The 11,362-nt window shown below is 43.5% G+C and carries 12 protein-coding genes, 5 tRNA genes and 1 rRNA gene; 3 read left to right on the top strand and 15 right to left on the bottom strand.

Annotated elements, in window-relative coordinates:
• Positions 1 to 18: 18 nt before the first annotated feature.
• The 11 genes from rplL to L3V33_RS18410 all read right to left on the bottom strand — a co-directional run bounded on the left by rplL (position 19) and on the right by L3V33_RS18410 (position 5,381).
• Positions 19 to 384, bottom strand: coding sequence for a 50S ribosomal protein L7/L12 (gene rplL / locus L3V33_RS18460; RefSeq protein WP_054548256.1), 366 nt, complete (start codon positions 382 to 384; stop codon positions 19 to 21).
• A 57-nt stretch (positions 385 to 441) separates the two neighbouring features.
• Positions 442 to 936: a 50S ribosomal protein L10 gene (gene rplJ, locus L3V33_RS18455; protein ID WP_017077558.1), complete on the bottom strand. Its 495-nt coding sequence runs from the start codon at positions 934 to 936 to the stop codon at positions 442 to 444.
• 243 nt (positions 937 to 1,179) lie between these two features.
• Positions 1,180 to 1,884 carry a 50S ribosomal protein L1 gene (gene rplA, locus L3V33_RS18450; RefSeq protein ID WP_017077557.1) on the bottom strand — a complete coding sequence of 235 codons (705 nt, stop codon included), beginning with the start codon at positions 1,882 to 1,884 and terminating at the stop codon, positions 1,180 to 1,182.
• 4 nt (positions 1,885 to 1,888) lie between these two features.
• Positions 1,889 to 2,317 carry a 50S ribosomal protein L11 gene (rplK, locus tag L3V33_RS18445; RefSeq protein WP_010435555.1) on the bottom strand — a complete coding sequence of 143 codons (429 nt, stop codon included), beginning with the start codon at positions 2,315 to 2,317 and terminating at the stop codon, positions 1,889 to 1,891.
• 212 nt (positions 2,318 to 2,529) lie between these two features.
• The gene (nusG, locus tag L3V33_RS18440; protein WP_012605006.1) at positions 2,530 to 3,078 is read right to left on the bottom strand and encodes a transcription termination/antitermination protein NusG; all 549 of its coding nucleotides are present in this window, start codon (positions 3,076 to 3,078) and stop codon (positions 2,530 to 2,532) included.
• Between the two features lie 13 nt (positions 3,079 to 3,091).
• The gene (gene secE, locus L3V33_RS18435; RefSeq protein WP_017073785.1) at positions 3,092 to 3,469 is read right to left on the bottom strand and encodes a preprotein translocase subunit SecE; all 378 of its coding nucleotides are present in this window, start codon (positions 3,467 to 3,469) and stop codon (positions 3,092 to 3,094) included.
• A gap of 223 nt (positions 3,470 to 3,692) precedes the next feature.
• Positions 3,693 to 4,877 carry an elongation factor Tu gene (tuf, locus tag L3V33_RS18430; RefSeq protein ID WP_012604914.1) on the bottom strand — a complete coding sequence of 395 codons (1,185 nt, stop codon included), beginning with the start codon at positions 4,875 to 4,877 and terminating at the stop codon, positions 3,693 to 3,695.
• Positions 4,878 to 4,972: 95 nt separating this feature from the next.
• Positions 4,973 to 5,048, bottom strand: a tRNA-Thr gene (locus tag L3V33_RS18425).
• A gap of 14 nt (positions 5,049 to 5,062) precedes the next feature.
• A tRNA-Gly gene (locus tag L3V33_RS18420) sits at positions 5,063 to 5,137 on the bottom strand.
• Positions 5,138 to 5,175: 38 nt separating this feature from the next.
• Positions 5,176 to 5,260: transfer RNA gene (locus tag L3V33_RS18415), tRNA-Tyr, on the bottom strand.
• A 45-nt stretch (positions 5,261 to 5,305) separates the two neighbouring features.
• Positions 5,306 to 5,381: transfer RNA gene (locus L3V33_RS18410), tRNA-Thr, on the bottom strand.
• 210 nt (positions 5,382 to 5,591) lie between these two features.
• On the opposite strand from L3V33_RS18410, the gene coaA reads away from it, so the two are divergent.
• Positions 5,592 to 6,515, top strand: coding sequence for a type I pantothenate kinase (gene coaA, locus L3V33_RS18405; RefSeq protein ID WP_171313578.1), 924 nt, complete (start codon positions 5,592 to 5,594; stop codon positions 6,513 to 6,515).
• A gap of 7 nt (positions 6,516 to 6,522) precedes the next feature.
• Here coaA and birA read toward each other — a convergent pair whose 3' ends face one another.
• Together birA and murB are read right to left on the bottom strand one after the other, a co-directional pair.
• Entirely contained in the window at positions 6,523 to 7,488 is a 966-nt protein-coding gene (birA, locus tag L3V33_RS18400; protein ID WP_171313577.1) for a bifunctional biotin--[acetyl-CoA-carboxylase] ligase/biotin operon repressor BirA, read from the bottom strand.
• The gene (gene murB / locus L3V33_RS18395; protein ID WP_171313575.1) at positions 7,485 to 8,531 is read right to left on the bottom strand and encodes a UDP-N-acetylmuramate dehydrogenase; all 1,047 of its coding nucleotides are present in this window, start codon (positions 8,529 to 8,531) and stop codon (positions 7,485 to 7,487) included. Before murB ends, birA begins: the two co-directional genes overlap by 4 nt.
• Positions 8,532 to 8,597: 66 nt before the next feature.
• Between murB and L3V33_RS18390 the strand changes: the two genes are divergently transcribed.
• Positions 8,598 to 9,029: a GNAT family N-acetyltransferase gene (locus L3V33_RS18390; RefSeq protein WP_102536819.1), complete on the top strand. Its 432-nt coding sequence runs from the start codon at positions 8,598 to 8,600 to the stop codon at positions 9,027 to 9,029.
• A gap of 91 nt (positions 9,030 to 9,120) precedes the next feature.
• Positions 9,121 to 10,461 carry a CDP-diacylglycerol--serine O-phosphatidyltransferase gene (gene pssA / locus L3V33_RS18385; protein ID WP_237291009.1) on the top strand — a complete coding sequence of 447 codons (1,341 nt, stop codon included), beginning with the start codon at positions 9,121 to 9,123 and terminating at the stop codon, positions 10,459 to 10,461.
• Between the two features lie 637 nt (positions 10,462 to 11,098).
• On the opposite strand, the gene L3V33_RS18380 is transcribed toward pssA, so the two are convergent.
• Together L3V33_RS18380 and rrf are read right to left on the bottom strand one after the other, a co-directional pair.
• A tRNA-Asp gene (locus tag L3V33_RS18380) sits at positions 11,099 to 11,175 on the bottom strand.
• Positions 11,176 to 11,242: 67 nt separating this feature from the next.
• Positions 11,243 to 11,358 (bottom strand): 5S ribosomal RNA (gene rrf / locus L3V33_RS18375).
• Positions 11,359 to 11,362 lie beyond the last annotated feature (4 nt).

Genomic DNA, 11,362 nt, shown 5'->3' with positions numbered 1-11,362 from the left:
TAGGAAATTAAGTAATAATTACTTGATTTCAACAGAAGCGCCAACTTCTTCTAGCTGTGCTTTAAGAGCTTCAGCTTCAGCTTTGTCAACGCCTTCTTTAAGCGCTGCAGGAGCTGAGTCTACAAGACCTTTAGCTTCTTTAAGACCTAGGCCAGTTGCGCCACGTACAGCTTTGATAACTTGTACTTTGTTAGCGCCAGCAGCAGTAAGGATAACGTCGAATTCAGTTTGCTCAGCAGCAGCTTCAGCAGAAGCACCACCAGCTACAACTGCAGCAGCAGCAGTAACACCGAATTTTTCTTCCATAGCTTCGATAAGCTCAACAACTTGCATTACAGACATTTCTGCAACTGCGTCTAGGATTTGCTCGTTAGTAATAGACATAACAATTCTCTTTTAAGTCAACAATAAGTTTAAATAGCAACCAGTGAAAAGCAAGGCTTATGCCGCAGCTTCTTCTTTTTGGTCGCGAACAGCAGCGATAGTACGAACCAGCTTGCCAGCAGAAGCTTCTTTCATGCACATCATTAGGCGTGCGATAGCTTCGTCGTAAGTTGGTAGTGTCGCTAGTACATCAGCATCAGTAACTGCGCCTTCAAATGCAGCAGCTTTGATCTCGAATGTTTTGTTCTCTTTAGCGAAGTCTTTGAAAAGACGCGCTGCAGCACCAGGGTGCTCGTTAGAGAACGCAAGTAGGCTAGGACCAGTAAATGTGTCTTGTAGACACTCATACTCAGTACCTTCTACTGCACGGCGTGCTAGTGTGTTACGAACAACTCTCATGTAAACACCCGCTTCGCGAGCTTGTTTACGTAGAGAAGTCATCGCGCCAACAGTAACGCCACGAGAGTCAGCTACAACTGCAGAAAGTGCACCACTGGCTGCTTCGTTGACTTCAGCAACAATTGCTTTTTTGTCTTGAAGATTTAAAGCCATTTGGATTAACCTCTGGTTGTGATTACAGCACTCAATATAAAATACATTGAGCGTTTACGATGTTATTCAAAAATGAATAAATTCATTTCAAACGACAACATCGCCTACGTAGGTTTTATTAAGCTTCACCTTAAAAGGTTCAGCGCCTACGGTCTTGGGATAGACAGTTATGAATTGCTTCAAAAACCACCCAACCACAAATATTAGGCGCAGAAGTATACACTAAATCTGCGCCAAAGCAAATTAGTTTGCTTGAGTGTCAAGACTAGCTTGATCAACAGTAACACCAGCACCCATCGTAGTAGAGATGCTTACTTTCTTCAGGAAAGTACCTTTCGCTGAAGAAGGCTTAGCTTTCTTAAGAGCAACTAGAAGTGCTTCTAGGTTCTCTTGAAGCTGGTTAGCTTCGAAAGACGCTTTGCCGATAGTAGTGTGGATGATACCGTTCTTGTCGTTACGGTAACGAACCTGACCAGCTTTAGCGTTCTTAACCGCTTCAGCAACGTTAGGAGTTACAGTACCAACTTTAGGGTTTGGCATTAGACCGCGTGGACCTAGGATTGTACCTAGTTGACCAACAACGCGCATTGCATCAGGAGAAGCAACAACAACGTCAAAGTCCATTACACCTTTTTTCACTTGCTCAGCAAGATCTTCCATACCAACGATATCTGCGCCAGCTGCTTTAGCTGCTTCTGCGTTTGCACCTTGAGTGAACACAGCAACGCGGATTTCACGGCCAGTACCGTGAGGTAGCACAGTTGCGCCACGTACGTTTTGGTCAGATTTACGAGCATCGATGCCTAGGTTAACAGCAACATCTACAGACTCAACGAATTTAGCAGTCGCTAGTTCTTTAAGAAGAGCAACAGCTTCGTTGATTTCGTATTCTTTAGTTACTTCAACTTTGTCGCGGATTACGCGCATACGCTTAGTAAGTTTTGCCATGATCTTATCCCTCTACCACTAGGCCCATTGAACGAGCAGTACCAGCAATAGAACGCTTCATTGCTTCGATGTCAGCACCAGTCATATCAGCAGCTTTAGTTTCTGCGATTTCCTGAACTTGAGCGTCAGTTACAGTACCAACTTTCTCAGTGTTTGGACGACCTGAACCAGACTTAACGCCAGCAGCTTTCTTAAGAAGAACAGCAGCAGGTGGAGTCTTAGTTACGAACGTGAAAGAACGGTCGTTGTAAACAGTAATAACTACTGGAGTAGGTAGACCTTTCTCAACAGATTCTGTTTTTGCGTTGAACGCTTTACAGAATTCCATGATGTTCACGCCGTGTTGACCTAGAGCAGGACCAACCGGTGGACTTGGGTTTGCCATACCAGCTGCAACTTGCAGTTTGATATAAGCTTCAACTTTCTTAGCCATGATATTTCCTAATTTTTGGGTACATGCGCTAGCCCTAAGGCAAGCTCCCCTTAATTTCAATTAACTCTTTCTTACTTCGATAGAAGCAAAAAGGCGCGAAATTATAATCATAATTCGCGCCTTTAACAACCCTAAAAAGGTGGTTTTTTATACTCTTTTATTTTGAACAACTTATGAAGCATTTATCCACAGCTTGTTCAAAAGTTAGAGTTTTAGTCTAGCTTTTCAACCTGACCAAATTCAAGCTCAACCGGTGTTGCACGACCAAAGATCGATACAGATACCTTAATGCGGCTTTTCTCGTAATCTACTTCTTCAACTGTACCGTTGAAATCAGCAAACGGACCATCGTTCACACGAACCACTTCACCCGCTTCGAACATTGTCTTAGGACGTGGAGACTCGCTCGCTTTCTCTAGACGGTTCAAGATAGCATCAGCTTCTTTGTCAGTGATTGGTGCAGGACGATCAGAGGTACCACCAATGAAGCCCATAACACGAGGAATACTGCGCACTAAGTGCCATGATTCATCATTCATGATCATTTGCACTAATACGTAGCCAGGGAAGAACTTACGTTCGCTTTTACGGCGTTGACCTGCACGCATTTCCACTACTTCTTCAGTAGGTACTAAAACGTCACCAAAGAACTCTTCCATGTCGTGCATTTTAATATGTTCGCGTAGCGATTGAGATACACGACCTTCATAGCCAGAAAAGGCTTGAACTACATACCAACGTTTTTTTGGAGCTTCACTCATGAATCAGAACCCTCTACACCCCAGTCGCTAGAGAAACTAAACGGACCATAATGCCGTCAATTCCCCAAAGCACTAGAGACATAACAATACATACAGCTAAAACGATCAATGTAGTTTGCATAGTTTCTTGGCGAGTAGGCCAAACAACTTTACGAATCTCCATACGAGATTCTTTTGCAAAATCGATCGCAGCTTTACCTTTAACTGTTGTTGCTGCAACGCCTAGTGCGGCAGCAATCAGCACAACTACACCTGCAGCGCGAATTACAACAGACAATTCACCATACAGGTAATTACCCACAACAGCAGCAGCCAACAGTACAAAAGCGACTACCCACTTCATTGTATCTGCTGCACCTGAGCTATCAGGAGTTTCAGCGTTTGCTTTCATAAAACCAACCTGTGATAAGTCTTAAATATAGACGACAATAACCCCGCTGTTGCAGGGCACATTCCTTTGCGTTGCAAAACAACACATCTAACAGTCATTTTAGTCAAAAAGACCGTTTAATTCTTTGCTAAGAGCTAAAATTGATGCCAAAACATCCAACTCTTTTTTCAGCGAAGAAAAAGGGCATCAAATGATGCCCTTTTTACTAGTGGTTCGTCAAATCTTATGCAAAGATTTTAGCTACAACACCAGCACCAACTGTACGGCCACCTTCGCGGATTGCGAAACGTAGACCTTCGTCCATTGCGATTGGAGCGATTAGCTCAACAGTCATTTGAACGTTGTCACCTGGCATTACCATTTCTACGCCTTCTGGTAGAGTGATATCGCCTGTTACGTCAGTTGTACGGAAGTAGAACTGTGGACGGTAACCCTTGAAGAAAGGAGTGTGACGGCCGCCTTCGTCTTTAGAAAGTACGTATACTTCAGACTCAAACTTAGTGTGTGGGTTGATTGAACCTTTAGCAGAAAGTACTTGGCCACGTTCAACGTCATCACGCTTAGTACCACGTAGAAGTGCACCAACGTTCTCACCTGCACGACCTTCGTCAAGCAGCTTACGGAACATTTCAACACCAGTACAAGTAGTAAGAGTAGTTTCTTTGATACCAACGATTTCTACTTCGTCACCTACACGTAGGATACCGCGCTCGATACGACCAGTAACTACAGTACCACGACCTTGGATTGAGAATACATCTTCAATAGGAAGTAGGAACGGTAGGTCAACAGCACGCTCTGGAAGTGGAATGTAAGAATCTAGTGCTTCTGCAAGCTCAACAATCTTGTCTTCCCACTGCTTTTCGCCGTTTAGAGCGCCAAGTGCAGAACCTTGAATTACTGGAAGGTCGTCTCCTGGGTACTCGTACTCAGAAAGAAGTTCACGTACTTCCATTTCTACTAGCTCAAGTAGCTCTTCGTCATCAACCATGTCACATTTGTTCATGAATACGATGATGTAAGGGATACCAACTTGACGACCAAGTAGGATGTGCTCACGTGTTTGTGGCATAGGGCCATCTGTAGCAGCAACAACTAGGATACCGCCGTCCATTTGAGCAGCACCAGTGATCATGTTTTTAACATAATCGGCGTGTCCAGGACAGTCTACGTGTGCGTAGTGACGTTCAGGAGTATCGTACTCAACGTGAGAAGTTGCGATTGTGATACCGCGCTCGCGCTCTTCTGGAGCGTTATCGATAGATGCGAAATCTTTAGCAACACCACCGTACACTTTTGCAAGTGTAGTACAGATAGCAGCAGTTAGAGTTGTTTTACCGTGGTCAACGTGGCCGATAGTACCAACGTTTACGTGCGGTTTCGTACGTTCAAATTTTTCTTTAGACATGGGGTGTCCCTCTAGGTACGGATTAGGTGGCTTAAAATAAGACCACGCAACCAAAAAAAATGGTTTTCTTTATTAAAGGAGAAGAAGCTTTAGACTGGTGCTAATACCCAGAGTCGAACTGGGGGCCTCACCCTTACCAAGGGTGCGCTCTACCGACTGAGCTATATCAGCACACAAAAATGAGTTGGAGCGTGCAGCGGGAATCGAACCCGCATCATCAGCTTGGAAGGCTGAGGTAATAGCCATTATACGATGCACGCAACACGTAACTCTTTTGAGCTATTTAACCTTTAGAATATGGTGGAGGGAGACGGATTCGAACCATCGAAGGCAGTGCCGGCAGATTTACAGTCTGCTCCCTTTGGCCACTCGGGAACCCCTCCAAATTTTGATCTTTCTCTCGCTCTCTATAAATAGAAGGGAGAAAGTGGTGCCGACTACCGGAGTCGAACTGGTGACCTACTGATTACAAGTCAGTTGCTCTACCTACTGAGCTAAGTCGGCACAAGTGGGGCGCATTTTATTGAATGATTTTCCACCTTGCAATAGTAAATTGCAAAAAAGTGTAAAATTCTCTTATCAAATTCCCATATACGGTTATTTAGCTCAAGGTTTCTGCCTTTAATCCGCATCTAGTAAAGGAAGATATTTAATTTATCTATCGCTTGATGTATTTTCCATGCACTTGTTTTGTTATCCACTATAGAGTTTTGTATGAGCCCATTTATGTCATTTGACCGCGCGCAGTGGTCTGAACTAAGGAATTTAGTTCCAATGACACTTTCTGAGAGCGATTTGAAAGAGCTTCAAGGTATCAATGAAAAGCTGACAATGGAAGAAGCTGTAGAAATTTACCTACCGTTATCTCGTCTGTTGAATCTCTATGTGGCCGCTCGACAAAATAGAAACTCAGTACTTCATCAATTTCTGGATAAGAAAGAGACTGCGCCGCCATTTATCATTGGTATCGCTGGCAGTGTGGCGGTAGGTAAAAGTACAACCGCTCGTCTACTCAAAGCTCTGTTATCTCGTTGGGACAACCACCCTAAAGTTGAACTGGTTACGACAGATGGCTTTTTGTATCCCAATGAAGTGCTTCAAGAAAAAGGCCTAATGAGTAAGAAAGGGTTCCCTGAGTCTTATGATATTAAAGCGCTAGTCAATTTTGTATCAGACGTGAAGGCATGCAAGCGTAATGTGACAGCACCTGTGTACTCTCACCTCACCTACAACATTACCAATGAAGTAAAAGAGGTCGACTTACCAGATGTGCTTATTATTGAAGGACTCAACGTTCTACAAAGCGGTATGAATTACCCACATGAGCCTCATAGAGTCTTTATTTCAGACTTCCTCGACTTCTCGTTATATGTCGATGCTGAAAGCGCTCAAATTCAACAATGGTATGTAAATCGTTTTATGAAGTTTCGTGAAGGTGCCTTCGCTAAACCGGGGTCATACTTCGGGCACTACACTAAATTATCAGATCTAGCCGCTAAGGAAAAAGCAGAAGGTATTTGGCAATCAATCAATGGTTTAAACCTAGAGCAAAATATCCTTCCGACCAGAGAAAGAGCTCACCTGATTTTACGCAAAGGCGCTGATCATATGGTTGAGGAAGTGTTACTAAGAAAGTAGTAACCTCTTAGTCCCCTTTTCTTAGGGATATCTCTCCACCGATATAACTCTCAACACCGTTCTCAGTTTTAAGCAGCACGGCACCTTGTTCATCGATACCCTGTACAACACCTTCTATTTCTCTAGGTCCAATGATCAGTCTAACGTTGCGACCTAAGAAGTTATCTAAACGATTCCAGCGTTCGACAAAATTCGACATCCCTTTCAACTCATAGTCGACGAGTGACTTGTCCCAAGCATTGATCAGAGCCTGTGCTAACTGGTTACGGTCGGGCACTTTTCCATCACAGACCTCTTTGAGAGACGTCCACGGCTGACCAATACCTGATGTTGTCGGGTCCATGGACAGGTTTAGTCCCAAACCAATAACAATATGAGCAGCGCCACCAGACTGTCCTGACAACTCGACTAAAATACCCGCGAGTTTCTTGTCATTATGGTAAAGATCATTCGGCCATTTCAGTTTAACGCCTTCAACACCCATCTCTTCCAAGGCTTCAACAACAGCAACGCCAACCACGAGGCTTAACCCCATAGCCGCAGCCATACCGGCATCAAGCCTCCAATACATTGAAAGGTAAAGATTTGCACCAAATGGCGATACCCACTCTCTTCCACGACGTCCACGACCTGCAGCTTGATATTCAGCAATACAGACCGACCCCGATTCGAGGGTATTAGTACGCTCTAACAGGTGTTGGTTTGTTGAACCTATGATTGGAATGAGTTCAAGAGAAGCATCACGACTGACAGCGGACAATCTCTCCTGATCGAGCATATCCAAACGACTGGCTAACTTATATCCCTTACCTTGCACTCGATAGATATCCAAACCCCACTCTTGAATACCTTTAATATGTTTGCTGATAGCGGCTCTCGACACACCCATCACTTCACCCAGATCTTCACCAGAGTGAAACTCACCATCAGCAAGACATTTTAGCAATGTGAGCTTGGTACTGTGTTCTCTCATGCCATGGCCTCCAAAGCCTTGTCTAAGTTTGTCTCACTGTCTTGACCCATGAAGCGAACTTCGTGTTCCAATAATATGTCGAACTTGTCTAAGACAGCTTGACGTACTCGCGCTGCAAGTCTGAGGATATCCGTAGCAGACGCTTCATCATAATTGATGATAACCAAAGCTTGATTTGGATGAATTTGAGCACCACCTTCAATCACACCTTTAAACTGGCATTGATCAATGAGCCACCCAGCGGCGACTTTGATCATGTCGTTACTCTCATAACCGACAATGTTTGGGTATAACGCAGACAGCCGATCAAAATGATCTTTGGTGATCACAGGGTTTTTGAAGAAACTTCCCGCATTACCCTGCACGGAAGGGTCTGGTAGCTTGCTTGAGCGTATAGCACACACTTCATCAAATATAGAACGAGGAGAAAGTGTCTCTAAAGGTAAGCTTTTAAGCGGGCCGTAGTGGTTACATGGCTTCCACTCTTTAGCTAGTGTTAAGCCAATTGCGACAACAATCGCTTTGCCGTAGAGAGCGTGCTTAAAAATAGAATCTCGATAACCAAAAAGACATTCATCTTTGCTCAATCGCTTAACTGTATAAGTATCCAGATACAGAATATCAACATATTCGCATACGTCTTGCAGTTCAACACCATACGCACCAATATTCTGAATCGGAGCTGAACCTGAACAACCAGGTATCATTGCGAGGTTTTCTAGACCACCCAGACCTTTATCAACACTCCACTCAACCAAGCTTGGCCAATCCTCACCACCACTCACATGCAAAAGGTGATGATGGTCCGTCTCGGTCAGCTCAATCCCAGCTAATTTATTCACAATGATCAAACCAGCGAAATGCTTGGTAAAAAGCATATTGCTGCCCTTACCCAGAATTAACTTAGGTGAAGTTGACCATTTAGGATTTCTATAAACCGAAATCAGTTCATCGATCGTGGTTACTTCAACCAACGCATCACAGGTCTGATCGATAGAAAAAGTATGAACATTTTTTAAACTAGCATTGAGATGGAATTGCATGGCGATATTCAATTAACTTACACTGCCATCATTCTACAGCAGATAAACCAATGGCGCAGTGACTGAATGAACAATGTCATCATTACTCAATTAGACCCAGTAAAGGTTCCCCTAGTTAAACGTTTCTATAAAGAACATTATCCAACAGGGAAAGCGAACAAGAGTGAACTGATCTATTCGTTATTACTAGATAACGAGCTTTGTGGTGTCGTGCGTTTTCGCACCATTGAAGATAATCGCTTACTTACTGGTATGGCGATATCAAAACAACATCGTGGTAAGCAATTAGGTTCTCTGCTTATGGACTATTGTGCGAAACATACGCTAACAGAAAGCGATTATTGCTTTGCTTATGCTCATCTCACCAACTTTTACTCTCGACACAAGTTCATGCAAGTAGACCCAAAAGATCTTCCTAATGGTCTAAGAGTTTTGTACGAGCGCTATTCGAATAGCGGAAAAGATCTCATTCCTATGCATTATCAGCAAAATTGTTAGAGAATGCCTCGATTATCTAGTATTTGATGCTATCCCTTTGGTAAAATTAAAGGTTCGCAATTTTGCATATTTTTAAGGTAAAACAGTCAATATGATTGCCAGTAGGAATCCATTCATACAGTTGCCAACCATAGCGCAGAATCCTGACAAGTTTGAAGTACTACTATCAGCGCAAGAGTTTAGAGCTCGCTTACTTGATGAGATATCTCGCGCAACAACTCGTATTAGTTTAGTCGCTTTGTATCTTGAAGATGATGAGGCTGGCCGTGAGATCCTAACTGCCTTATATGAAGCAAAGCAAAAGAATCCAGAATTAGATGTGAGTGTGTGTGTCGATTGGCACAGAGCTCAACGTGGGTTGATTGGCGCGGAATCTTCTGAAGGCAATGCAGCCATGTATAAAGAGTTTGCGGAAAAATATCAGCACTCTGTACCCGTCTATGGCATTCCAGTTCGCGGCAAAGAAGTCTTTGGCGTATTGCACTTAAAAGGCTTTATCGTCGATGACAGCGTTATATACAGCGGTGCAAGCCTTAACAATATCTATTTAAGTTATCATGATCGTTACCGTTTCGATCGCTACCATGTTTTAAACAACGCAACACTTGCTGACTCAATGTTCTCCTATGTCCAAGAACAAATGATCTCAGACATCGCTGTTTATGATTTGGCTGATAAGAACAAACCGCTAACTAAAGAGTTAAAGCCAGCAATCCGCCAATTCAGAGCATCGTTAGCACGCTCTCAATACAAGTTCGACTCTCAAGATGTCTCCGCAGAACAAGTGGCCGTAACTCCTTTAGTTGGTATAGGTAAGAGACGTAACCGCCTAAATCAGGGAATTAACCAACTGGTTGCTCAAGCTAAAGATGAAATTTTCATTTGTACGCCATATTTCAATTTTCCGCCTAGCCTAGCGAAGGAAGTGAAGAGAGCACTTAAACGTGGCGTAAAGGTCACGATTGTTGTCGGCGATAAGACAGCCAATGACTTCTTTATCTCCCCAGAGGAAGAGTTTAAAACGATTGGTGGCTTGCCTTACTTATACGAATTGAACCTGCGTCGATTTGCGAAGGCAAATGAAGCGAATATAGCAAGTCGTAACCTGTCTATCCGACTTTGGCAACACGATTCCAACAGCTTCCATTTGAAGGGCATTTGGGTTGATAAACGCTACATGCTACTCACAGGTAATAACCTAAACCCACGCGCATGGAAGTTGGACTTAGAAAATGGCATATTCATCCAAGATAACTATCATCATCTAACGGATAAATTCCAAGCTGAGGTTGATAATATTGTTCAACACACACAGCTAATCTGCACTTATAAGCAATTGGACAAGATTGAGAGCTATCCGATGGAGGTTCAGAAGTTGATTCGTAAGATCACTCGTGTCAAAGCCGATAGAGTCCTTAAACAAATATTGTAGTCGATGTTATTAGAAACATTATTTATCAACGCCTAGCAAACGCTAGGCGTTTTTGTATCTGTGAGATAAGTTTGTTTGTTGTAATTTCGCTATTTACTCAAGACTAGTGCCAACGCTTAAATCTCCAAGTATCTACCTTTCTTAGTCAGCCTAATAATTAAGATGCGGCTATCAGATACAAATAACAACCACGTAAGATACCAACTCAATCGACAATTACTTTCTATATCCTGATCGCCACTCCTTACAGCGAGAACTAGCGTGACAGCCCCCTGATATTCACTTGTATTTATACTGGTCTAATTTGATGCTCCGTTATCTTTAGAGGGTGTAGCAAAAAGAATTAGAAGTAACCATCTCAATTCGTCAGGTTTAAATGTAAAACAGCACGAGCCTCCCTCTATCTAGAGAGACACCTCAATATATAGCGATAAGGTCTGTAACCAAAATCCAAAAATTCATACCCGAGAAACGACGAAAGCCTAGTCGTCAGACTAGGCTTTCTAATAAGTAGCGGAATGGACGGGGTTGCGGACTTCAGGCAACCCCTTTGTGGGACCCATTCGACCGAAGGGCAAAACACTTTTCTTGAAATGTAAAAAAGCCCTGCTATTTCTAGCAGGGCTTTTTTAATAAGTGGCGGAGTGGACGGGACTCGAACCCGCGACCCCCGGCGTGACAGGCCGGTATTCTAACCAACTGAACTACCACTCCGCAGTGGTCAACTCACTAAGTGAGCGTCCATATCTCCAGGTCGGTCAACCTAAAGATTTAATTTAAAGCCTGGCGATGTCCTACTCTCACATGGGGAAACCCCACACTACCATCGGCGCTATTGTGTTTCACTTCTGAGTTCGGCATGGAATCAGGTGGGTCCACAATGCTATGGTCGCCAAGCAAA

Source organism: Vibrio sp. A2-1 (assembly GCF_021728355.1).
Classification (GTDB): Bacteria; Pseudomonadota; Gammaproteobacteria; order Enterobacterales; family Vibrionaceae; genus Vibrio; species Vibrio splendidus_K.
Note: the sequence above shows the minus strand (reverse complement) of the source record. Positions and strands in the feature narration are given on the sequence as shown.